Below are 22958 nucleotides of genomic sequence, written 5' to 3' on the forward strand. Positions count from 1 at the left end.
ACTGAGGCTGAGTCAAGATAATCCATCTTTGCAAATACGGCAAGCCGGCGCAAAATTCGCTCATTCTTACTCATCACTCAACATCATGGACAGCTCATTTCTGCTGGTCGTTTGCGCCAGCTTCATCCTCGCTGGCTTCGTCAAAGGCGTAGTCGGGCTGGGCTTGCCGACCGTGGCCATGGGCACGCTGGGCCTGGTCATGCCGCCGGTGCAGGCGGCCGCCCTGCTGATCGTACCGTCGATGGTGACGAATGTGTGGCAACTGGCAGCCGGGCCGGGCCTGCGCGCCCTGCTGCGCCGCCTGTGGCCACTGCTGTTGACGGTCATGAGCGGTACCGTCGCCGGTGGCGCGCTGCTGCCGCGCGACAGCGGCGACTGGGCCGTCATCGCCCTGGGGCTGGCGCTGATGCTGTATGCGCTGGCTGGCCTGCTGTCGCTGCGGCTGCACGTGCCGCCACGGCATGAACGCTGGCTGGCCCCCGTAGTCGGTGCGGCGACGGGCCTGGTGACGGCCGCCACGGGCGTGTTCGTGATCCCCGCCGTGCCGTATCTGCAGGGGCTGGGACTGGCGCGCGACGAACTGGTGCAGGCGCTGGGACTGGCGTTTACCGCATCGACCATCGCACTGGCCGCCAGCCTGGCGCTGCAGGGCAATTTCAGCCTGGGCGCGGCAGGCGCTTCGGCCTGGGCCCTGCTGCCGGCGCTGGCCGGCATGCTGGCCGGCCAATGGCTGCGCGGACGCATCGCGCCCGAACTGTTCAAGAAATGCTTTTTTATAGGCCTGTTCGCCCTGGGCCTGCATGCGGCGCTCAAGCCATGGCTGGGGTAATCGATATCACGATCATGCCGCTGGGCGAACACGCGCTATCGGCCTGCATCGATGGCCAGCAAGTGGCCATGCTTGACTTCAGCCGCAACGGCGGACAAGTCACGCTGAACATGGTGTTTGTGAAACCGCCATTTCGCCACCACGGCGTGGCCAGGGCGCTGTTGCGCGACATCCTGCGGCGCCATGCGCAGGTATGCTGGGTCAGTCGAGGCCGAGAATGGAGACGACCGAAACTTCCAGCTGTTCCACCAGTTCCGGCTGCATGAACTGGTAATCATCTGGAATATCGAGCACGTGGATGGTCTTGTGTTCCAGCAGACGGCCAAATTGTGCGCGCAAGCGCGACTTGTGCTTTTCTTCCATCACACAAATGACATCGCACCAGGCCAGGTCATTGGCATTGACGGGATGACGCGCGTTCGGGCTGGTGCCGCCCGAACGCACGGCCAGCGCAGGGTGACGGCGGAACACGCGCTCCGCCGTGGGACTGCGCCACTGGTTACGGCTGCAGACGAACAGGACGTTGATATCAGATCCCGTAACGGCTGCGGTAGGCCGACACGGCGTCCTTGAACTTCAGCAGCTCCGGATCGGCGCCAGCGCCATTCAGGTAGCCGAACAAATCGTCCAGATTGCCGATCGAGATGACAGGAATGCCATACTGTTTCGACACTTCCTGCACCGCCGAACTCGGCGACAACTGGCCGTCCGGGCCGGAACGCTCCATGCGGTCCAGCGCGATCAGCACGGCGCACGGTTCGGCGCCGGCGGCGCGTATCATGTCCACCGACTCGCGCACCGAGGTGCCGGCCGAGATCACATCGTCAATAATGACAACCTTGCCCTGCAATTTGGCGCCGACGATGGTGCCGCCTTCGCCATGGTCCTTGGCTTCCTTGCGGTTGAAGGCAAACGAGGTATTGCGGCCCTTGCCGGCCAGCGCCACGGCAGTGGCCGAGGCCAGCGTGATGCCCTTGTAGGCGGGGCCGAACAGCATGTCGAATTCGACGCCCGAGTCGAGCAGGGTCTGGGCATAGAACTGCGCCAGCTCGGCCAGGGTAGCGCCGTCGTGGAACAAGCCGGCATTGAAAAAGTAAGGCGACTGGCGCCCGGCCTTGGTGGTGAACTCGCCGAACCGCAAGACTCCCTTGGATACTGAAAACGCGATAAACTGCTGGCGTAAATTATTCACATGAGCCTCATTATTTGAAAGTGCCTGTATTTTAATCCGCGCGCACCGCCGAGACAATCCGTTCCGCCGCCCTGCTCCGCCCCATTTTTCCTGATTACCTATGCCAAAAATTATCTCCGCCAACCTGAACGGCATCCGTTCCGCCGCCAAAAAAGGCTTTTTCAACTGGATGGGCACACAGACGGCCGATTTCATCTGCGTGCAGGAATTGAAGGCGCAACTGCCCGACATGACGCCGGAATTCCTCAATCCGCACGGCTACCATGGCCATTTCCACTACGCCGAGAAAAAAGGCTATTCCGGCACGGGCGTGTACAGCAAGGTCGAACCGGACGCCGTGCATATCGGCTTCGGCAGCCCTGAATTCGACGCCGAAGGCCGTTATGTGCGCTGCGATTTTGGCAACCTTTCCGTCATTTCCGTGTACTGCCCGTCCGGTTCGTCGGGCCCGGAGCGCCAGGAAGCCAAGTTCCGCTTCATGGAATTATTCCTGCCCCATTTACTGGAATTGAAGGCGCTGGGCCGCGAAATCGTCATCTGCGGCGACTGGAATATCGCCCACCACGAAATCGACTTGAAGAACTGGAAAGGCAACAAGAAGAATTCCGGCTTCCTGCCCGAAGAACGCGCCTGGCTGACGCGCGTGTTCGATGAACTGGGCTACATCGATGTACACCGCGGCCTGGACAAGCGCGAAGAACAATACACCTGGTGGAGCAACCGCGGCCAGGCCTACGCCAAGAACGTGGGCTGGCGTATCGACTATCACGTCGCTACCCCCGGCATCGCCGCCCAGGCGCATACGGTCAGCGTGTACAAGGACGAGCGCTTCTCGGATCACGCGCCGCTGATTATCGATTACACGCCGAAAGCTTAAACGCCGAGCTGGCGCCGGCTTGCAAAGTGGCGCAGCTCACCCGTCAACGGGTCCGTAAAGCGGATCGCCCGCGCCAGCAGTTGCAAGGGCTGCGACATATCATCCTCTTTGCACGGCAGGGCCACCGGGTAAAACGCATCGTTGACGATGGGGATGCCCAGCGACGCCAGGTGCACCCGCAGCTGGTGTTTGCGGCCCGTATGCGGAAACAATCGGTACAGATTCAGGTCGCCGCGCTGCTCGATCACGTCGATGATGGTTTCCGAATTCGGCTCGCCCGCCTCTTCGCGCATCAGGAAGAATTTGTCGCCGTCGACCATGCGGCTGCGGTAGGTGAATGGAAAGGCATGCCCCTCCAGGCGCGGCGCCAGCGCCTCGTATTCCTTGGCGATTTCGCGGCGCTGGAATAGCGACTGGTACGCGCCACGGCTGGCCGGCTGGCGCGAAAAGATCACCACGCCGGCCGTCTCGCGGTCGAGCCGGTGGATCGGCGTCAGTTCGGCGATGCCCAGGTTTTTCTTCAGCCGCGTCAGCAAGGTCTCCTGCACGAAGCGCCCGCCCGGCGTCATCGGCAGGAAATGCGGTTTGTCCACCACCACCAGATGCTCATCCTGGAACAGGATCTCCTCCTGGAACGGAATCGGCGTCTCATATTCCAGTTCGCGGTAATAAAAGATGCGCATGCCGCGTTGATAAGGGCTGGCCGGTGTCAGCACGGCGCCTTCGCCACTCACCACTTCACTGCGCGCCATGCGGTCTTGCCATTGCGCGGCGCTGATTTGCGGATAACGTTCGACCAGGAAGGACAGCATGTCCGGCCACTGTCCTTCCGGCAGCCACAGATAGCTGGGCGCCACGCCGTCGCGCATGGGTAACGGCGGTGGTGCAGGCTGATTGCGGCTGGAAGACATGCTAGCGCGCAGCGACAACGTTGCTGCGGTATGGTGGCAAGGCATCCACGCTCACGCCCTTGGTGCGCGCGTACAGCGGCAGCACTTGCGCCATGTGATTGTTCATTTGCGAGATGCGGTCACTGCCCGACGGGTGGGTCGACAGGAATTCCGGCGGCGCGCCCTTGCTCACCGCTGCCATTTTCTGCCACAGCACCACGCCGGCGCGCGGGTCGAAACCGGCACGCGCGGCCAGGTCCATGCCGATCAGGTCCGCTTCGCGCTCATCGTCGCGCGAAAACTTCAGCATCACGCCCTGCGCCGCCATATTGGTGGCGGTGCTGGTGAGATTCGGGTCGACGCCCAGCCAGGCCGACAGGCCGGCGCCGGCCAGCTTGGCGCCAACCGCCGCCAGGTTGCCCTTGCCAGCCTGCGCCTGCGCATGTTCGCGCAAGGCGTGCGAGATTTCATGTCCCATCACGACGGCCACTTCATCGTCGGTGAGGTTCAGTTTATTCAGGATGCCGCTGTAAAAAGCGATCTGCCCGCCCGGCATGCAAAAGGCGTTCACCTCATCGGAATTGAGCAAATTGATTTGCCACTGCCAGCTGCTGGCCGCATTGTTCCAGCGGGACGCAAACGGAATGATGCGCTGGGCGATGGCCCGCAGGCGCTTGACCTGCGGATCGCTGTCACCCACCAGGGCATTCTTGTCTTTCGCCTCGCGCAGCAGTTGCGTGTACTGCAGCCTGGATTTTTCATTGAAATTTTCGCCGCCGGCAAAAATGCGCGTGTTCGACAGCGGACGCACCTTGATGCCATCCTGTACCGTCGCCTGCTGGGCAAGGACGGGCAGCGGCGCCAGCACGGTGGCCGCGCACAGGCTGGCCACTGCAGTGAGATATTTAAACGGGTGTCGTGTCACGAGTCCTCCATGGAGCAATTTTTGGCAACATCATCATGGCTGGGAAGGCCAGGAAGAAGCAGACGATAAAAAACGAAAACCAGCCCAGCTCCGCGACCAGGAAACCCACCGAGGCATTGATCAGGGTGCGCGGCACGGCGCTGAGGCTGGAAAACAGCGCATATTGCGTGGCCGTATAGCGCGGGTCCGTGCTGCGCGACAGGAAGGCGACAAAGGCGGCAGCGCCCAGGCCCAGGCTGGCGAAGGCTTCAAAGCCGATCACGGCGCTGAGCAAGGCGGTATTCGGTCCCACCTGTGCCAGCCAGGCAAACCCCAGGATGGCGCAGGCCTGCAAGGCGCCAAACACCCACAAGCCCCGGTTGATGCCCAGCTTGAGCATCCACACGCCGCCCACGATGCCACCAGCCAGGCTGGCCCAGAAACCGGTGGTGTTGGCGGCCAGGCCAATCTGCGTCATGCTGAAACCCAGGTCCAGATAAAACTTCGTCGCCAGCGCGGTGGCCATGCTGTCGCCGATTTTATACAGTAGCACAAAAGCCAGTATCCACATTGCGTTGCGCCAGCCATCGCGCGCGATGAATTCCTTGAACGGCAAGATGATCGCTTCGCGCATGGTACTGGGCGGTGCACCATACACGGCCGGTTCACGTATCAGCAAGGTACACAGCAAACCAGGCAGCATGAAGGCGGCCGTGATCCAGAATACGGCTTGCCAGGGCATGCGGTCGGCCAGGATCAGCGACAGTGCACCGGGCACCATGCCCGCCACTTTATAGGCGTTGACGAGGACAGCCGCACCCAGGCCCTGCTCGTTATCGCTGAGTATTTCGCGGCGGTAGGCGTCGATGACGATGTCCTGGCTGGCCGACAAAAAGGCCACGCCGCCGGCAGCAGCTGCGATCAGGCCAATCTGCGTGAGCGGATCGAGCATGCCCATGCTGCCGATGGCAAAAAACAGCGCCAGCTGGGTCAGCGCCATCCAGCCGCGGCGGCGTCCCAGGCCCAGGATGGGATAGCGGTCCATCAGCGGCGCCCACAGGAATTTCCAGATGTACGGGAACTGCACCAGGGCGAACAAGCCCAGCGCCTTGACGTTCAGCCCCGACTTGGCCAGCCAGGCCTGCAGCAGATACAGCAAAATAAACAGCGGCAGGCCGGAACTGAATCCCAGCACCAGCACGGCCAGCATGCGGCCATTGGCATAGCTACGCCAGCCTGGCGCCGGGACAGTGTCCATCAATGCACCGCTTTTTTACGCAGGCGGAACACGGCCAGGTCGCCGCGCAGGTTCGGCAGCACGGAGACCATCTTGCCTTCGGCCAGGGCCACGCACTCGATCACTTCCAGTCCGCATTCCTCGGCCAGCTCACGGAAATCGTTGATGGTGGCGCAGCGCACGTTGGGCGTGTCGTACCACTGGTAAGGCAGCGATTTCGAGACCGGCATGCGGCCCTTGAGCAGCGCCAGCCGGTGCGGCCAGTGGGCGAAGTTGGGAAACGAGACGATCGCCTCGGTGCCCACGCGTACGATGTCGCGCAACAGCGGCTCGACCTGCTTCATCATTTGCAGGGACGACAGGCACAGCACCGTGTCGAAGCTGTTGTCGCCAAAGATGGCCAGGCCTTTTTCCATGTCTTGCTGGATCACGTTGACGCCACGGCGGGTGCTGTCGAGCACCTTGTCATCGGCGATCTCGATGCCATAACCGCTGCATTCGCGGTCGCTTTGCAGGTATTCCAGCATGACGCCGTCGCCGCAGCCCACATCGAGCACATGGGCGTTTTTCGGCACCCAGTGGGCGATGAAGGCCAGGTCGGGACGCAGCGCGCTCAATTCGTCAAAAGTCATGCTGTCTCCTTTGCGCCCTGGCGGGCTGTCTGCGGTTGCCGTACCAAAGCGGGCGTGCCTGCCTCGATGTCATTCCATACCTGGCCATAATAGGCGCGCACCATGTTCATATAGCGCGCATCTTCCAGCAAAAAGGCGTCGTGGCCATGCGGCGCATCGATTTCGGCATACGTCACCTGGCGGCGGTTGACCACCAGCGCTTCGACGATCTGGCGGCTGCATTCAGGCGAAAAACGCCAGTCGGTAGAGAACGAGGCCAGGAAGAACTTGGCCCTGGTGCCGGCCAGTGCCTTGGCCAGGTCGCCGCCATGGGCGCGCGCCGGGTCGAAGTAATCAAGCGCCTTGGTGATCAGCAGATAGGTGTTCGCATCAAAATATTCGGAAAACTTGTCGCCCTGGTAGCGCAGGTAGGATTCGATCTCGAAGTCGATGCCGAAGCCGAATTTGTAATCACCGGTCTGCGCCGCATCGCGCAGCTTGCGGCCGAATTTCTCGGCCATGTCGTCATTCGACAGATAAGTGATGTGGCCCACCATGCGCGCCACGCGCAAGCCGTTTTTGGGCACAACGCCATGCGCATAAAAATCGCCGCCCCGATAATCGGGGTCCGACAGAATCGCCTGGCGGGCGACGTCGTTAAACGCGATATTTTGCGCCGACAGCTTGGCCGTCGAGGCGATCACCACGCAGTGGCGCAGGCGCTCGGGGAACATGATGCTCCAGGCCAGCGCCTGCATGCCGCCCAGCGAACCGCCCATCACGGCCGCAAACTGGGTGATGCCCAGCTGGTCGGCCAGGCGCGCCTGCGCGCTGACCCAGTCTTCCACCGTGACGACGGGGAAGGCGGCGCCATACGGCTTGCCTGTGGCGGGATTGGTATGCATCGGCCCCGTCGAGCCAAAGCAGGAGCCCAGGTTGTTGACGCCGATGACGAAGAATTTGTTGGTGTCGAGCGGCTTGCCGGGACCAACCATATTATCCCACCAGCCCGTGTTTTTCGGTGCGTCTGCATACACGCCGGCCACATGGTGCGAGGCGTTCAGGGCGTGGCAGACCAGCACCGCGTTCGATTTGTCCGCGTTCAGGGTGCCGTAGGTTTCATACATCAACATATAGTCCTGCAGCGATGCTCCGCTTTGCAGCTGCAGGGGTTCCGCAAAATACATGGTTTGCGGTGAAACGATTCCAATGGATGACATGTTCGTGTCGGTTTATAAAGGGGGTGGCCCCACGGGCCATGATCGATGCAAAGCCGCGATGATAGGCTCTGCAACTTTGACACCAGAGCACGGCTTGCCGCGCGCGCCGTACCCTGATGCTGATAAGCTGACAGTTTACATGAGCTGCAACTGTTGTACCGCCTCGGCGATCACATTTGGCTCCATCGAACGCATAATTTTGCGCATTTGTGGTGCGATCAGCCCCAGGTCGCTGTTCAGGATCTCTTGCTTGACTGACAACAGCTGCGCCGGGTGCATCGAGAATTCCCGCAAGCCCATGCCCAGCAGCAAGCGCGTGAGTTTCACATCGCCCGCCATCTCGCCGCAGACGGCCACGTCGATGCCCGCCTTGTGGCCGGCCGCGATCGTCATCGAAATCAGTTGCAGCACGGCCGGGTGCAGCGGATTGTACAAGTGCGCCACTTCGTAATCGACCCGGTCGATCGCCAAGGTGTACTGGATCAAATCGTTGGTGCCGATCGACAGGAAATCCATGCGCTTGACGAACATGGGCAGCGCCAGCGCAGCCGCGGGAATCTCGATCATGGCGCCCACTTCGACTTCTTCATCGAACTTGACGCCCTCTTCGCGCAGGCTGGCCTTGGCTTGCTCGATCATCGCCAGCGACTGGTCGATCTCGAACGCATGCGCCAGCATCGGGATCAGGATGCGCACCTTGCCAAAGGCCGACGCGCGCAGGATCGCCCGCAATTGCGTCAGGAATAGCTGCGGCTCGGCCAGGCAGTAGCGGATCGCGCGCAGCCCCAGGGCCGGGTTCAGCGCCGTATGGTCGGACTGGTCGAGCGGCTTGTCGGCGCCGATGTCGAGCGTGCGGATGGTGACCACGCGTCCCTTCATCGACACCACGGTATTGCGGTAAGCCTCGAATTGCTCATCCTCGGACGGAATCTTGTGGGCGCGGCCCATGAACAGGAATTCGGAGCGGAACAGGCCCACGCCGCTGGCGCCGGATTCCAGCGCAAACGGGCAATCGTCGGGCAATTCGATATTGGCCAGCAGGGTAATCGGCGTGCCGCACTTGGTGACGGCCGGCGTTTTCTTCAGCTTGCCCAGCTTCTTGCGTGCGCGCTGCATGGCCAGCTGGCGTTCGCGGTACTGCTCCAGCACCAGCGCGCTGGGGTTGGCGATCACCACGCCGGCATCGCCGTCGATGATGATCCAGTCGTCCTGCTCGATCAGGGTCGACGCCTGCGACATGCCGACGGCCGCCGGAATATCGAGGCTGCGCGCAACGATGGCCGTATGCGAGTTCTGTCCGCCCACGTCGGTAATGAAACCGATGAAGGAGCGGTCGCGGAACTGCAGCATGTCGGCCGGCGAAATATCGTGCGCGACGACCACCATCTGCGCCATCAGCTCATCTTCGGCAGCGGCCACGGGCAGCAGTTGTTCGGTGCCCAGCAAGACCTTCAGCACGCGCTCGGCCACTTGCTGGATATCGGCCTTGCGCTCGCGCAAATACGGATCTTCGATTTCGTCGAACTGGGCCGACAATTCATCGATCTGCGTCAGCAGCGCCCATTCGGCGTTGTAATGGCGCGTGCGGATGATGTCGAGCGGCGCCTCTGAAATCATCGGGTCGGACAAAATCAGCGCGTGCACGTCGATGAAGGCGCCCAGCTCGGTGGGGGCATCCTTGGGCAACTCGTTCCACAGGGTTTGCAGTTCCTTGTGGACAGTAGCGAACGCATGTTGCAAACGCAGTACTTCGGCTTCGATCTGTTCCTGGGCGACCAGGTAATGTTTGACGTCAAGGGCGGCCGGCGCCAGCAGATGCGCTCGGCCAATGGCGATGCCGCGGGAGACCGGGATGCCGTGGAGCGTGAAGGATGCCATGGGTTGACCTGTCGGGATGCGGCTGCGGCTGCGTTCGGCGGGCATTACTCGCCTTCGCCAAACCTGTCGTTAATCAGGGCGGTGAGCGCGTCGACGCAAGCCTGCTCGTCTTCGCCCTCCGCTTCCAGGGTCACTTTGGCGCCCTTGCCGGCAGCCAGCATCATCACGCCCATGATGGATTTGGCATTGATGCGGCGCGCGTTGCGGGTCAGCCACACGTCGCTCTTGAACTTGGCGGCCAGTTGCGTAAATTTGGCGGACGCGCGTGCATGCAGTCCCAGCTTGTTGATGATTTCGAGTTCTTTTTGAATCATTTTTGTATAGTCTCTATCCCTGAATACTGCGCTGATGACTGTCACTACGATAAAATCCGCCGCCTTCAGGGCGGCGGCCATTTCCTTTCCTACTCGCCAACGCGAATGCGGTTGTCGACGCGCACGGCGCCGCTTTGCGCACCGGCCAGCGCCATTTCCACCACCACATCGAGCGTGTCACGGCGATACGTGATGGCGCGCAACAGCATCGGCAGGCTGATGCCGGCGATGACTTCCACCCGGCCCGCGTCCGCCAGCTTGTTGCAGCAATTGGACGGCGTACCGCCCTTCACATCGGTAATCACCAGCACGCCCGAACCATCGTCGAGGCGGCAGATGGCTTCCGAGGCCAGTTTCTGCACTTCGGCCAGATCCTGGTCGGCCAGCACATCGATTGCTTCAAAACGCTCGGTCGGCCCGCGGAACACATGGGCACAGGCGGCAACAAACGCCTGTCCCAATGGGGCGTGGGTCATGAGCAAGATCCCTACCATAATCATTTCACCTTGTTAACTTTGCTGCGCACGATGCTGCGTGACGCCCAGTTCGACCGCATCGACAAACATGGCGGCCACATCAAAACCGGTCTGCTGCATGATTTCCTGGAAGCAAGTTGGGCTGGTGACGTTGACTTCCGTCAAGTAGTCACCAATCACGTCCAATCCTACCAGCATCAGGCCACGGCCGGCCAGGATAGGGCCCAGCTTTTCAGCGATTTCCAGGTCGCGCGCCGTCAATGGCTGCGCCACGCCCGTGCCGCCAGCGGCCAGGTTGCCGCGCACTTCACCGGCCTGCGGGATGCGTGCCAGGGAAAACGGCACCGGCTTGCCGCCGATCACCAGGATACGCTTGTCGCCCTTGGCGATATCGGGAATAAAACGCTGCGCCATGATGGTTTGCCCACCGTTTTGCGTCAACGTTTCGATGATGGCGCCCAGGTTCAAGCCATCGGCCTTGACGCGGAAGATGCCCGTGCCGCCCATGCCGTCGAGCGGCTTGAAGATCACATCCTGGTGTTTCGCATGAAAAGCACGCAAGCGCGCTTCGCTCGACGTCACCAGGGTAGGCGAGGTGAATTCGGAAAACTGCGCAATCGCCAGCTTTTCATTGTTGTCGCGGATGGCCGACGGCTTGTTGAAGACGCGCGCACCCTGCTTTTCCGCCAGCTCCAGCAAATACGTGCCGTACACATATTCCATGTCGAACGGCGGATCCTTGCGTTCGATGATCGCGTCCAGGGTCGACAAGCGCACTTCCTCGCGGGACACGACTTCGTACCAGTCGTGCTCATGTCCCGTCAGCACGATGTGCTGCACTTCGGCCGTGACGATGCCTTCTTCCAGCGCCATGTCCTTTTGTTCGAAGGCATAGATGGCGTGACCGCGCCGGGCCGCCTCGCGCATCATGGCAAAAGTGGAATCTTTGTAGGTCTTGAAGCCCGCCAGCGGGTCGGCAAGGAATGCGATTTTCATGTACGGTCCAGTCGGAGATGCTTGAGGGTGAATGCTTGATTCTAGCCGAGATCGCCAGGCGAGGTTGCTCCCGCGCCTGGCGATACGGCTGGCAGGATCAATACACCTCGGGATTCGGGTCGGTGCGTTCCATTTCCAGCGAGGCAGCCAGCAGGGCCAGCCGCGCCACCACGCCATACACATAAAAACGGTTCGGCGCCGCCGTGCCCGGCTTGGCCTTCAAGTCCGGCACCGCGTGCTGCTGCGCAAACGCCAGCGGCACATATTGCGAACCGGGCGCGTTCAGGTTCTGGTCCACGCCCTTTTCCGCGTGCACGCGGTAAAAACCGCCCACCACGTAGCGGTCTATCATGTAGACCACCGGCTCGGCCACCGCATCCTTGATGCTTTCAAAGGTCGGCACGCCTTCCTGGATGATCACGTCCGTGACCACCTTGCCATCCTTGACGATGGACATGGTGTCGCGCTGCTTGCGGGACAGGTCGCGCACTTCGCTGGCGTCGCGCACCGTCATGATGCCCGTGCCATAGGTGCCCGCATCGGGCTTGACGATCACGAACGGTTTTTCCTTGATGCCGTATTCCTTGTATTTCTTGCGGATCTTCGCCAGCAGCACGTCCACGCTGGCGGCCAGCGCATCTTCGCCCTCGCCTTCCTGGAAGTTGATGTCGCTGCACTTGGCGTGGAAAGGGTTCAGCATCCAGGGATCGACATCGATCATCTTGCCGAACTTTTTCACTACTTCATCGTAAGCCGTGTAGTGGTTGCTCTTGCGGCGCAAGGCCCAGCCCGCATGCAAAGGCGGCAGCAGGCTTTGTTCATGAATATTTTGCAAGATATCGGGTATGCCGTCCGACAAGTCGTTATTCAGCAAGATCGTGCAGGGATCGAAATCCTTCAGGCCCAGGCGGCGGCCATTGTTCAGGCGCACCAGCGGTTCGATCACCAGCATATTGCCATCTGGCAACGCCAGCGGCGTCGGCTGGGTAATCTCGGGCGACCAGGAGCCCAGGCGCACATGCAAGCCTGTCTGGCGGAAAATCTGCATCAACCGCGCCACGTTTTGCAAATAATGGGGCGTGTTGTTATTCAATTCCGGAATCATCAGCAGATTGCGGGCGTCCGGACAATATTTGTCGATGGCGGCCATCGCTGCCTGCACCGACAAGGGCAGCATTTCCGTGGCCAGGTGATGGAAACCGCCAGGGAATAAATTGGTGTCGACGGGCGCCAGCTTATAACCGGCATTGCGCAAGTCTACTGAGCAATAGAAAGGCGGCGTGTGCTCTTGCCACTCCATGCGGAACCAGCGCTCAATGGCCGGCGTCGCGGCCAGGATCTTTTTTTCTAGGTCGAGCAGCGGTCCAGTCAGGGCCGTGACGAGGTGGGGAACCATAGTTACATCCTTAAATTATGTGCAGGCATCGAAAAGCACACAGAACTGCCGACTATATTACCGTGTAAGTACCCCAAATCGGGGCAAAAGCCTTGTTTTAAAGACCTTTTGCATTCGTATAAAGAAAAAAAAGGCGCCTCGATGAGGCGCCCTTACAAGCAAAACAACGTTGACACGGTGCGCCGGGGCGCTGCCATGTCAAATAATTAATTATTATCCGTGATAAGCCTGCTCGCCATGGCTGGTGATATCGAGGCCTTCGCGCTCCTCTTCTTCCGGTACGCGCAGGCCGATAACGATGTCGACCAGCTTATAGGCGATCAGGGACACCACCGCCGACCAGATGATGGTCGTGCCGACAGCTTCCGCCTGCACCAGCACCTGATGGCCGATCGAATACGGGTCAGCCGACATTTTATTGGTGACATAGTCGAACACGCCCTGGCCGCCCAGTTGTGGTGCAGCAAAGACACCGGTCAGCAAGGCGCCCAGGATACCGCCCACGCCGTGCACGCCAAACACGTCCAGCGAATCATCGACACCCAGCAGGCGTTTCAAGCCATTCACGCCCCACAGGCAGACCACGCCAGCGATCAGGCCGATCACCAGGCCGCCCATCGGGCCGACGAAACCTGCTGCCGGGGTGATGGCCACCAGGCCGGCGACAGCGCCCGATGCGCCGCCGAGCATGGAAGGCTTGCCCTTGGTAATCCATTCGCCAAACACCCACGACAGGGTAGCGGCGGCGGTCGCCAGCAAGGTATTGACGAAGGCCAATGCCGCCACATCGCCTGCTTCCAGCGACGAACCGGCATTGAAACCGAACCAGCCCACCCACAGCAGGGAGGCACCGATCATGGTCATCGTCAGCGAGTGTGGCGCCATCGATTCACGGCCCAGGCCGACGCGTTTGCCGATCATGATGGCGCCCATCAGGCCAGCGATCGCGGCATTGATGTGCACCACGGTGCCGCCGGCGAAGTCCAGCGCACCTTTTTGGAACAGCCAGCCCGCTTTCAAGGTTTCGCTGGCCGAGGTGGCTGCATTGGTGATGGTGTCAGGGCCGGTCCAGAACCAGACCATGTGCGCCACTGGCAAGTAGCCGAAAGTGAACCACAGCACCACGAAAGCCAGCACGGCGGCAAACTTGGCGCGCTCGGCAAAGGCGCCGACGATCAGTGCGCAGGTGATGGCGGCAAACGTGCCCTGGAAGGCAACATAGACGAACTCGGGAATGACCACGCCCTTGCTGAAGGTGGCGGCGGTGGCAAACGTGCCTTTCACCGGATCCCAGATGCCGTTCAGGAACAGGCGGTCAAAGCCACCGAAGAAGGCGGTTTTTTCCGTGAAGGCGATCGAGTAGCCATAAATGCACCACAGCACCACGATCAGGGCAAATACCATGAACACCTGCATCAGCACCGACAGCATGTTCTTGGAACGCACCAGGCCGCCATAGAACAGGGCCAGGCCGGGAATGGTCATCAAAATCACCAGCAAGGTGGACAACATCATGAAGCCGGTGTCGCCTTTATTCGGCACCGGTGCCGCTGCAGGGGTGGCAGCGGCAGGCGCCGGCGCAGCTGCGGCAGGTACCGCATCGGGCGCCGGCGTCACGGCAGGCGTAGCTACAGCCGCAGTCGTGGCGGCAGCCGGCGCATCGGCAAAACTGGGCGCGGCCACGCCAAAGGCAAACAGACAGGCTATCCCAGCAAGTACTTTTGTTATATTTTTATTCATTAAGATTCCCCTTAGAGCGCTTCGTTACCGGTCTCGCCGGTGCGGATGCGGATAACTTGTTCCAGGTTGTAGACGAAAATCTTGCCATCACCGATTTTACCGGTGCGCGCGGCGCCCTCGATCGCTTCGATGGCCTGGTCGACGATGGCGTCATCGACGGCAGCCTCGATTTTGGTTTTTGGCAAGAAATCGACCACATACTCGGCGCCGCGGTACAGTTCCGTGTGGCCTTTCTGGCGGCCAAAGCCTTTGACTTCAGTGACAGTTATCCCTTGCACATTGATAGCCGACAAGGCTTCACGTACTTCGTCCAGCTTGAACGGTTTGATGATCGCGGTAATCATTTTCATGGCGGTCTCGTTTAAAAGGTTTTGGAAACAGTGACTACTAGGCCGGTTTTGGCCAGATTCGTGCCGTTGGGCGCCAGCGAGGTGATATTGGCCTTGATAACCGCCAGCGATACGGTGGCAAAGCCCGGGAAATCCTTGCTCACGCCCAGCTTGTAGTCGTAATAACTGAGCGAGTCATTGTGTTTGACGTTTTGGTGTCCCACATGCAGGTTGAGCGTATAGTCGTCGTACATGGGCAAGTTCAGGCCCGCATCGAGATAGCCGCTGTGTTTGCTATCGGCCACGCCAAACAGATTCGTGGTCGCATGCGAATACTTGAGGTAGGCCGGGCCGTAACTGAGCTGGCCGTACAGTTCAAAGGTATTGGCATTCGTGCTCAGGCCATTCGAGGGGTAGTAGTAATACAAGCCACCGACATCGTAGCTGAACCCTGCGCCAAGGTCGCCGCGCTTGCCGCCATAGATGTCCCATTCCAGATTGTCATCACCACCACCATCCCTGATCCACTTGATACTCGACATCCACGTGCCCACATACAGTCCCGTGGGATTGTGCGTATAGTCGATGCCACCGCTGATGGCGGGATCCAGACGGCTTTGCGAAAGTCCGCGATAACGGTAATCGCTGGTCAGCGCCACGTTATAGCTCACCACATTATCAGGCACAGTGTCCGCTACGGCCGGTGCAGCGCTGGCCACCTCCTGCGCCATGGCGTTGCCGCACAGAATAGCCATGCCCGATGTCAACGCTGCTGCTAGAGTGATACTGTGAGACAGATTCTTCATGGCGATTTCCTTTTATTGAGCTTTTAAAGCGGTTGAGGTTTAAAATCTTGCCTGGAGATCACAGAGCGTTTATGAATTCTTTAGCAGAATACGTGCCAGCTACCTTGTCACCTTGATAGCTGTATTTATGCCCACACATAGCCTGCAAACAGCAGCAATGACGGACCTACCCTGTTAAAGATTTGAAAATTAGCCCAGCTGCGCACCAGATTAAGGCTGAAGTGCACCGCAATGGTGCGTTGCACCTGCCACACCCCGAAGAACACCTAAAGGACCCATCATGGACATGAATACTTTCTTTAATGATTTGCAAGGCAAGATCCACCAGGCCATCGAAAACTCGCCGGCCAAGGATATCGAGAAAAATGTGAAGTCGATGATGACCCAGGGCTTTGCCCGCCTGGATCTGGTCACGCGCGAGGAATTCGATATCCAGGCGCAAGTGCTGGCCAAGACCCGCGCCAAACTGGACGCACTGGAATTGCGTGTAGTGGAACTGGAAGCGCGCTTGAACGAACAACAGAAGTAAGCATTGCGCTTGCACTGTCTTGATGCGCTTCAGGCATCAAGATGGCGTAACGCTGCTGCTGCAGTGTCAGCCTTCGCTCTGGAGCCGCAGGATCGAAGTGGATGCGATTGCTGGCCACGAACTCCGGCCGTAATGCGGAATTCAGTTTAATGATAAAACTCTTATGCTATCCTACGGCAATTAGGTAGGGTCTGGCATGAAACGTAAAAGCCTTCAAGGAAATCTGTGTGCGATCGCCCGATCGCTCGATGCCATCGGCGACTGGTGGTCCTTGCTCATTATCCGCGACGCTGCCGCTGGCATCGGCCGATTCAGCGAATTCCAGCGCAGTCTCGGCATTCCAAAAAACATCCTGTCGAGCCGACTGAAAACGATGACCGAACAAGGCATCCTGGAAGTCGTCCCGGCTTCGGACGGCAGTGCCTATCAGGAATACATCCTGACGCAAAAGGGCGTCGCCCTGCTCCCCGTGCTGGTCGCCCTGGGGCAATGGGGCGCCGACCACCTTTTTGAACCCAAGGAAATGGGCTCCATTCCGCTGGACGCCAGAAAAAAACGCCCACTCAAAAAACTGGAAATGTGGTCCGAAGATGGTCGTCTTTTACAGCCTGAAGACGTGTTACTGCCGCGCATCGTGTCCATGAACTAGGCAGGTCCTTCGCGCATCGCACCTCCTCAGTCTCAGAATGGCTCCTTGAATGGTCGCAAATCAATTTCTTGCGTCCAGGCAGTGCGATGTTGCAAATGCAGCTGCCAGTAAGTCTCGGCAATGGCATCGATATCCAGCAGCCCGTCAGCGCCTCGCTGAGCAGCCGCATCGGGACGCAGGGTCTTCAGCCTGGTGCCATTAATGCCCCCATCGATCACCACATGGGCAACATGCAAGCCTTGCGGACCAAACTCTCTTGCCATGCTCTGGCTGATCATGCGTAGCCCTGCCTTGGCGGCTGAGAAATGCGCGTAACCGGAACTGCCACGCAAACTGCCCGAAGCACCGGTGAAAATGAGGGTCCCTTGACCTTGCGGCAGCAGCAGGTTCGCGGCCTCCCGGCCGACCAGGAAACCGCCAAGACAGCCGACACGCCAAAAATCCTCGAACTGCGCTGCTGATACCTGCTGGAACGGAATATGCTGATTATTACCAGCATTGAAAACCACGACGCTTGCGGCTGCCCGCCCTGCACCAGGCGCATTAGCCAATGCGAACAACCGAAGAACCTCCGCTTCCTCGGTGACATCGACCCTGATGGCCGTACCTCCGCCCACCCCAAGGCTGCCGACGACTTTCTCAAGTTTATCCATGGTGCGGCCTGCAACGATCACATGAAAACCTTGCCGTGCAAACTTACGGACCACGGCAGCGCCTAATCCCTGTTCCGAACCAACGCCCACGACAACTGCTGTTGCTTGCATTTCACTCTCCTGTCAGTCTCGATCTTACGCGATAGCTACGGGCCGATTCATCCGGCCGACGATATAGACCATCAAGACGGCCAGCGCCAGGATCGCCGCACCCAGCCACATTGAGCTGTGCAAGCCCAGCTTATTGACTGCAATACCTCCAAGCAGGGAACCCAGTCCGATCGACAACTGGAAGACACTAGTGTTCATGGCCTGCGCAGCCTCGGGGGCATGCAGGGTTGCGTGATACAGCCACAATTGCGTGCCGACTGGCGCCATTCCCCATGACAAGGCCCACACCAGCAATGCGACGCCGGCGAGCACTGGACTGGTCGCAAAGAGTGCCATTGCAGCCAGCGACAGCAGATAGATCCAGGCGGTGGCAAGCACGGTTTTGTGCAGATTTCGGCCGGCAAAAGCGCCGCCGACAAAGTTACCCACTACTGTAAATACGCCGTAAGCGAATAACAGCGCGCTGACGATCCCGGTATCGAGGCGCGTGATCTGTTCAAGATAGGGCGTAACGAAAGTGTAGCCTGCGTATTGTCCGGCGACGACAAAAATAACCGTCAGGAAAATTGCACGCACTTTTGCGTCTTTCAGCAAACCAAAGAAGTCGCGCACGTTCACGCCATGCTTCATCTTGAGCGACGGCAAGAAAATGAGCTGTAATACGAAGCACACCATCGCGAGAACACTAGCTCCGAGAAAACCATCGCGCCAGTCTGCGTGGGCGCCAATGTACGAGCCGGCCGGTACTGCGATTACAGAGCCAATCGAGATACCGGCAAACACCAGCGATGAGGCAGCGTGCACTTTTTCAGGTGCAACAAGCTTTGCCGCCGCCGTGATGGATATCGCCCAAAAACCACCAATCGCGACGCCCAGGATAATGCGTGCAAGCAGCAGCATTCCAAAAGTTGCCGCCTTCCACGACAGCACGCTGGAGATGACCAGCAACGCAGTCAAGCCAAGCAGCACCCATTTGCGATCAGCCTTGCCAATCGCAATTGCCGTGATTGGTGCAGCGATGAAACCCAGTAGAGCGGTAACCGTGACGGCCAGTCCTGCAGTGCCTTCGGCTATGCCCAGGTCGCGGGAAATACCTGGCAATAGCCCGACAGGCAAGAACTCGGTGACGACCAGCGACAGCGCACCGAGTGCAATGACAAGCACGCCCAGCCACGAATTGGCAGGCATATCGCCTGCGTCTTTTTGTTGAAGCAACATTACAATTCCTTTCAGATAAATATGAGAACGATCGGTGCAGAAAAGGGCAAAAAAATTTAATTCAGTTGGCCCAAGGCAATATCGATGACCTCGCGCAGACAGGAAACTTCGACTCCGGCGCGAACCTGCACCCGGACACTGAGCCAGGTGTTGAAGAGTTGTGCGGCCAGATGCGCCGCCGAATAACGCTGTTGAATTTCCCCAGCTTCTTGCCCTCGCATAATTACTTGTAAAAAAAGCGAGGTAGTGAAGGCAAAGGTGGCTCGTACGTGGCGGGCGATGTCTTCATCAAACGCCGCATCCTCGACAGCACAGTTAACCAGCAGGCATCCAGCAGGATGCGCGAGCGATGGAACGATTGCCGATTCCAGCAGTGAGCGAATGGCAGATTGACAATTCTGCGCATTGGCCGTTTCGCGCTGCAACATATGTTCCCGCTGGGCATACTTGCTGAGGGCTTGCAGAAACAACGTCCGCTTATCGCCAAAGGTGTCGTACATGCTGCGCTTGTGCACCCCCATCCTTTCGACAAGATCGCTCATCGATGTACGCCCGTAACCCCTCTCCCAAAAGAGGGAGATAGCCTCATCCAATACTGCTTCCGGTTCAAATTCTTTATGTCTGGCCATTCGGACACCCGTTGACTGTCATGCAACCCAAGGTATTACTCCATTACTATAGTCATGAATACTAATTCATCAGGTTCAATTATGCAACCAGTTTTAGTATTTCAATACAGCACGCTATTCTAGCGTCGTGCCAGTAAAACCGTATTTTCTATCTTGTGCCCCCTCAAACACAGCGGCTGCATGCGGAATCAACGCATAAACGTCGCACAATCTGGTTTCATCAATATACCTGATTACGTGCAATGGAAGAGTCACGCAATACTGACAAGCTACCATGCCAACTTGGCGCCCCGCCTTGGCGCGCCTCAATACGCTGCATTCTACGAACCAGTACGATTCCAGCAGCAATCCTGCCGGGGAATCCAATGAGCCTAGCTGTCCTGAAAAGCCGCGCCCTGGCCGGCATGGAGGCGCCGGAGGTGAACGTCGAAGTCCATCTTGCCAACGGCTTGCCCTCGTTTACCATCGTCGGCCTGCCCGATACCGAAGTCAAGGAATCGCGCGACCGCGTGCGTGCGGCGCTACAGAACTGCGGTTTCGAGATGCCCGCGCGGCGCATTACAGCCAACCTGGCGCCAGCCGACCTGCCGAAAGAATCCGGACGTTTCGATCTGCCGATCGCGCTCGGCATCCTGGCAGCCTCGGGCCAACTACCGGGCGATCAATTACACCGCTATGAATTTGCCGGCGAACTATCGCTGTCTGGGCAGTTGCGTCCCATCCGTGGTGCACTGGCCATGACCTTTGCCATGCAGCGTAACCAAGACGGTGCAAGGCGAGCCTTCATCTTGCCCTACGCAAATGCCGACGAGGCGGCCCTGGTGCACGACGCCTGCATCTATCCCGCCCACACCCTACTTGAGGTGTGCGCCCACTTTGCCGCGCGCGACAGCCAGACCGTCTTGCAACGCCATCAGCCGCAACTGGCGCCGGCGCCCTTCCAGTTCCCTGACTTCTTGGACGTAAAAGGCCAGCAGCAAGTAAAACGCGCGCTGGAAGTGGCAGCGACAGGCGGCCACAGCTTGCTGATGGTCGGTCCGCCCGGCGCTGGCAAGAGCATGCTGGCCTGCCGTTTTCCCGGCATCTTGCCGCCGATGAGCGAAGACGAAGCGCTGGAATCGGCAGCCGTGCATTCCCTGAGCGGCAATTTCAAAGTGGAAAACTGGAAGCGCCGCCCCTATCGCGCCCCGCATCAGACCGCGTCCGGCGTGGCCCTTGTAGGGGGCGGCAATATCCCGCGGCCAGGTGAAATTTCACTGGCACATTGTGGGGTCTTGTTTCTCGATGAAATTGCCGAATTTGACCGCAGGGTGCTGGAGGTCTTGCGGCAGCCCATGGAATCGGGGCTCATCAGCATTTCACGGGCGGCGCGCCAGGCCGAGTTCCCTGCCCGCTTCCAATTGATTGCTGCCATGAATCCCTGCCCCTGCGGCTATCTGGGCCACGCTTCCGGCCGCTGCCGCTGCACGCCGGACGCCGTGCTGCGCTATCACGGCCGTTTGTCGGGCCCCTTGCTCGACCGTATCGATATGCAGATCGAGGTGGCCGCCATGCTGCCCTCTTCCCTGGCGCGCCAGTCGACCGGTGAAAGTTCCGCCGTCATCGCAACCCGCGTGGCGGCCGCTTTTGCCCTACAGCAGGCGCGCCAGGGCAAGCGCAACCAGCAACTGTCCAGCATTGAAATAGAGCAGCACTGCCCCCTGGACCAGAGCGGTGAGCAACTCCTGCTCAATGCCATGCTGCGCCTGCACTGGTCCGCGCGCGCCTATCATCGGGTGTTACGTGTGGCGCGCAGCATCGCCGACCTGGCGGACAGCCGAAAAATTACCCAGTCGCATGTGGCAGAAGCCATCCAGTACCGGCGCGTGCTACGCGAGCATTGAACCGTGATTGCCAGCTGCGAATGGTACTGCTACCATGGAATGATGAAAAAAACATCAATCGCCATGGTTTTTGCCGCACTGGCTACCGCCAGCGTGCTGTCCGCCTGCAGTCCGAAATTCGACTGGCGCGACTATCGCAGTCCTGACGGGCAATTCAGCGCCCTCTTTCCAGGCAAGCCCTCGCGTCTGACGCGCGACGTGGATCTGGATGGAAGCAAGGTCAGCCTGACCATGACGGCCAGCCAGGCTGAAGGGAATACCTTTGCCATCGGCAATGCACTGATGCCGACGCAAGCACAGGCCGAGGCAGCCCTGCCTGCGATGAAAGCTGCCTTGCTGAACAATATCAAGGGCAGCGTGCGCAGCGAAAAATCGGTGTCGGCAGCCAGCAGCACGCCGGCCGGCACACGTCAACAAAGTTCATTGAGCATTGAAGCAAGCGGCACGCAGCAAGGTAAGCAGACGGTGCTGATAGCGCGCTTCATTGCACAAGACAAACGCATCTTCCAGGTCGTCATCATCGGCGATGAAAAGAAACTGTCACGCGAAGCGATCGACACTTTCATGGATTCGGTCAAGCTGGAATAAAGTCGCCATTAACCAAAAAAACAATACTTAGTTTTAACTTAAAGTAAGAGTTATTGCTGGTCGAAGGGCTTGTAAATAAGTACGCTGTCCAACAGATAAGCTCAGCTGGCTTACCAGCATGCGGGCACAGTGAGCGGACGCCCTGTGCGAATTTTCAAGTCGTGCTACTGTTTCGACACCAATAACAAGTTTCAGAAAGTTCTTATGTTGATCTCATTCAAATCCAAATCCTCCCCTGCTGTCCTGATGTATCAGGAACATGCCCAGCGCATCCTCGACATCCTGCACAAGAACCCGACCCGCGGCGTGATCACGCCGGCGGAAGCAGGTGCAGCGCTGGCCTTGCTGGAACAGGAAGTCGCGGAAACCAAGTTGCATCCGGAAAATGATGTCGAGCATGATGTGCATACGCCAGAGACACGCGAAGATGGTGAAACGGTCGAGCACGCACTGGCGCAAAGAGTCCATTTCTCGCAACGTGCGTTTCCATTGATGGAAATGTTGCGCTCGGCCAAGGCCGAAGGCGAAAGCATCGTCTGGGGTATCTAGGCAGATGGAAGTTCCAGACGAAAAAAAACCCCGCATCTAGCGGGGTTTTTTTATATAACAAGCCTGACAATAACCTACTTTCACACTGGTTGCAGCACTATCATCGGCGCAGAGTTGTTTCACGGTCCTGTTCGGGATGGGAAGGGGTGGTACCAACTTGCTATGGTCATCAGGCATAACTTTTTCAACAGCCTGCTCCCAACTGGGCAGCAAACCGTCTGATCTGAGGAGGCGAATTATATAGGAGTTTGCCTGGATATGGTGGAAAAATCGGATTTTTTTGCTTATTACCCCAGACGCAAAGACTGGGGTCAGACCCGCCGGGTCTGACCCCGGCTCTTCAGGTGTTGGGGTGCAAGCATGTGCTGCAAAATCACCAGACGTAAAAAAACCCCAACCGGATCACCGGAAGGGGTTTTTTCGAATAACAAGCCTGACAATAACCTACTTTCAC

26 protein-coding genes and 1 rRNA gene are annotated in these 22958 nt (G+C 59.0%); 8 read left to right on the top strand and 19 right to left on the bottom strand.

The features are described 5' to 3' along the window. Nucleotides 1-85 precede the first annotated feature (85 nt). Together ACL9RI_RS20525 and ACL9RI_RS20530 are read left to right on the top strand one after the other, a co-directional pair. Nucleotides 86-829, top strand: a complete 744-nt coding sequence (locus ACL9RI_RS20525; RefSeq protein WP_422728332.1) for a sulfite exporter TauE/SafE family protein — start codon at nt 86-88, stop codon at nt 827-829. A 14-nt stretch (nt 830-843) separates the two neighbouring features. Continuing rightward, nucleotides 844-1095, top strand: a complete 252-nt coding sequence (locus ACL9RI_RS20530; protein WP_422728365.1) for a GNAT family N-acetyltransferase — start codon at nt 844-846, stop codon at nt 1093-1095. On the opposite strand, the gene ACL9RI_RS20535 is transcribed toward ACL9RI_RS20530, so the two are convergent. Both ACL9RI_RS20535 and pyrE read right to left on the bottom strand, forming a co-directional pair. Further along, nucleotides 1031-1357, bottom strand: a complete 327-nt coding sequence (locus tag ACL9RI_RS20535) for a low molecular weight protein tyrosine phosphatase family protein (protein WP_422728366.1) — start codon at nt 1355-1357, stop codon at nt 1031-1033. The two genes, ACL9RI_RS20530 and ACL9RI_RS20535, sit on opposite strands and share 65 nt — an antisense overlap. 1 nt (nt 1358) lies before the next feature. Continuing rightward, a complete protein-coding gene (pyrE, locus tag ACL9RI_RS20540) occupies nt 1359-2021 on the bottom strand; it encodes an orotate phosphoribosyltransferase (RefSeq protein WP_422728333.1) in 663 nt (220 codons plus the stop codon). 100 nt (nt 2022-2121) lie between these two features. Here pyrE and ACL9RI_RS20545 point away from each other — a divergent pair, with 100 nt between their 5' ends. Then, entirely contained in the window at nt 2122-2898 is a 777-nt protein-coding gene (locus ACL9RI_RS20545; RefSeq protein ID WP_422728334.1) for an exodeoxyribonuclease III, read from the top strand. On the opposite strand, the gene ACL9RI_RS20550 is transcribed toward ACL9RI_RS20545, so the two are convergent. From ACL9RI_RS20550 to ACL9RI_RS20610, 13 genes are all read right to left on the bottom strand, one after another. After that, nucleotides 2895-3809, bottom strand: a complete 915-nt coding sequence (locus ACL9RI_RS20550; protein ID WP_422728335.1) for a pseudouridine synthase — start codon at nt 3807-3809, stop codon at nt 2895-2897. The two genes, ACL9RI_RS20545 and ACL9RI_RS20550, sit on opposite strands and share 4 nt — an antisense overlap. 1 nt (nt 3810) lies before the next feature. Next, the gene (locus ACL9RI_RS20555) at nt 3811-4713 is read right to left on the bottom strand and encodes a M48 family metallopeptidase (RefSeq protein WP_422728336.1); all 903 of its coding nucleotides are present in this window, start codon (nt 4711-4713) and stop codon (nt 3811-3813) included. After that, nucleotides 4694-5950: an AmpG family muropeptide MFS transporter gene (locus ACL9RI_RS20560; protein ID WP_422728337.1), complete on the bottom strand. Its 1257-nt coding sequence runs from the start codon at nt 5948-5950 to the stop codon at nt 4694-4696. The genes ACL9RI_RS20555 and ACL9RI_RS20560 overlap by 20 nt, the downstream gene beginning before the upstream one ends. Further along, nucleotides 5950-6561, bottom strand: a complete 612-nt coding sequence (gene metW / locus ACL9RI_RS20565; RefSeq protein WP_422728338.1) for a methionine biosynthesis protein MetW — start codon at nt 6559-6561, stop codon at nt 5950-5952. The genes ACL9RI_RS20560 and metW overlap by 1 nt, the downstream gene beginning before the upstream one ends. Then, nucleotides 6558-7760 (bottom strand): homoserine O-succinyltransferase MetX, encoded by a 1203-nt coding sequence (metX, locus tag ACL9RI_RS20570; RefSeq protein ID WP_422728339.1) that lies wholly within the window; start codon nt 7758-7760, stop codon nt 6558-6560. Before metX ends, metW begins: the two co-directional genes overlap by 4 nt. Before the next feature lie 135 nt (nt 7761-7895). Next, nucleotides 7896-9638, bottom strand: coding sequence for a phosphoenolpyruvate--protein phosphotransferase (gene ptsP / locus ACL9RI_RS20575; protein WP_422728340.1), 1743 nt, complete (start codon nt 9636-9638; stop codon nt 7896-7898). Nucleotides 9639-9682: 44 nt separating this feature from the next. Beyond that, nucleotides 9683-9952 (bottom strand): HPr family phosphocarrier protein, encoded by a 270-nt coding sequence (locus ACL9RI_RS20580; protein ID WP_422728367.1) that lies wholly within the window; start codon nt 9950-9952, stop codon nt 9683-9685. A gap of 89 nt (nt 9953-10041) precedes the next feature. Next, a complete protein-coding gene (locus ACL9RI_RS20585) occupies nt 10042-10446 on the bottom strand; it encodes a PTS sugar transporter subunit IIA (RefSeq protein ID WP_422728341.1) in 405 nt (134 codons plus the stop codon). 15 nt (nt 10447-10461) lie between these two features. Next, nucleotides 10462-11424 carry a glutathione synthase gene (gene gshB, locus ACL9RI_RS20590; RefSeq protein WP_422728342.1) on the bottom strand — a complete coding sequence of 321 codons (963 nt, stop codon included), beginning with the start codon at nt 11422-11424 and terminating at the stop codon, nt 10462-10464. Nucleotides 11425-11521: 97 nt separating this feature from the next. Next, nucleotides 11522-12820, bottom strand: a complete 1299-nt coding sequence (gene gshA, locus ACL9RI_RS20595; RefSeq protein WP_183680347.1) for a glutamate--cysteine ligase — start codon at nt 12818-12820, stop codon at nt 11522-11524. Nucleotides 12821-13033: 213 nt separating this feature from the next. Then, nucleotides 13034-14560 carry an ammonium transporter gene (locus tag ACL9RI_RS20600; RefSeq protein ID WP_422728343.1) on the bottom strand — a complete coding sequence of 509 codons (1527 nt, stop codon included), beginning with the start codon at nt 14558-14560 and terminating at the stop codon, nt 13034-13036. Between the two features lie 11 nt (nt 14561-14571). Next, a complete protein-coding gene (locus tag ACL9RI_RS20605; protein WP_010393464.1) occupies nt 14572-14910 on the bottom strand; it encodes a P-II family nitrogen regulator in 339 nt (112 codons plus the stop codon). 11 nt (nt 14911-14921) lie between these two features. Next, on the bottom strand, nt 14922-15695 hold the full coding sequence (locus tag ACL9RI_RS20610; RefSeq protein WP_422728344.1) for a TorF family putative porin: 774 nt from the start codon (nt 15693-15695) through the stop codon (nt 14922-14924). A 280-nt stretch (nt 15696-15975) separates the two neighbouring features. On the opposite strand from ACL9RI_RS20610, the gene ACL9RI_RS20615 reads away from it, so the two are divergent. Continuing rightward, nucleotides 15976-16224 (top strand): accessory factor UbiK family protein, encoded by a 249-nt coding sequence (locus ACL9RI_RS20615; RefSeq protein WP_422728345.1) that lies wholly within the window; start codon nt 15976-15978, stop codon nt 16222-16224. A gap of 196 nt (nt 16225-16420) precedes the next feature. Next, complete coding sequence (locus ACL9RI_RS20620; RefSeq protein ID WP_422728346.1) at nt 16421-16873, top strand: winged helix-turn-helix transcriptional regulator; 453 nt, start codon at nt 16421-16423, stop codon at nt 16871-16873. Nucleotides 16874-16905: 32 nt separating this feature from the next. Here ACL9RI_RS20620 and ACL9RI_RS20625 read toward each other — a convergent pair whose 3' ends face one another. From ACL9RI_RS20625 to ACL9RI_RS20635, 3 genes are read right to left on the bottom strand one after another with little or no spacing between them, the layout of a single operon-like run. Beyond that, entirely contained in the window at nt 16906-17637 is a 732-nt protein-coding gene (locus ACL9RI_RS20625; protein WP_422728347.1) for an SDR family NAD(P)-dependent oxidoreductase, read from the bottom strand. A 24-nt stretch (nt 17638-17661) separates the two neighbouring features. Further along, nucleotides 17662-18855, bottom strand: coding sequence for an MFS transporter (locus ACL9RI_RS20630; RefSeq protein ID WP_422728348.1), 1194 nt, complete (start codon nt 18853-18855; stop codon nt 17662-17664). Nucleotides 18856-18911: 56 nt separating this feature from the next. Continuing rightward, a complete protein-coding gene (locus ACL9RI_RS20635) occupies nt 18912-19484 on the bottom strand; it encodes a TetR/AcrR family transcriptional regulator (RefSeq protein ID WP_422728349.1) in 573 nt (190 codons plus the stop codon). Between the two features lie 365 nt (nt 19485-19849). On the opposite strand from ACL9RI_RS20635, the gene ACL9RI_RS20640 reads away from it, so the two are divergent. The 3 genes from ACL9RI_RS20640 to ACL9RI_RS20650 all read left to right on the top strand — a co-directional run bounded on the left by ACL9RI_RS20640 (nt 19850) and on the right by ACL9RI_RS20650 (nt 22504). Beyond that, nucleotides 19850-21367 carry a YifB family Mg chelatase-like AAA ATPase gene (locus ACL9RI_RS20640; protein WP_422728350.1) on the top strand — a complete coding sequence of 506 codons (1518 nt, stop codon included), beginning with the start codon at nt 19850-19852 and terminating at the stop codon, nt 21365-21367. A gap of 42 nt (nt 21368-21409) precedes the next feature. After that, the gene (locus ACL9RI_RS20645; RefSeq protein WP_422728351.1) at nt 21410-21955 is read left to right on the top strand and encodes a hypothetical protein; all 546 of its coding nucleotides are present in this window, start codon (nt 21410-21412) and stop codon (nt 21953-21955) included. A gap of 204 nt (nt 21956-22159) precedes the next feature. Then, entirely contained in the window at nt 22160-22504 is a 345-nt protein-coding gene (locus tag ACL9RI_RS20650) for a DUF1840 domain-containing protein (protein ID WP_422728352.1), read from the top strand. Between the two features lie 61 nt (nt 22505-22565). Here the strand turns inward: ACL9RI_RS20650 and rrf are convergent. Then, nucleotides 22566-22678, bottom strand: a 5S ribosomal RNA gene (gene rrf, locus ACL9RI_RS20655). Nucleotides 22679-22958: the final 280 nt, after the last annotated feature.

The organism is Janthinobacterium sp. Mn2066, from assembly GCF_049319705.1.
Lineage (GTDB): Bacteria > Pseudomonadota > Gammaproteobacteria > Burkholderiales > Burkholderiaceae_D > Janthinobacterium.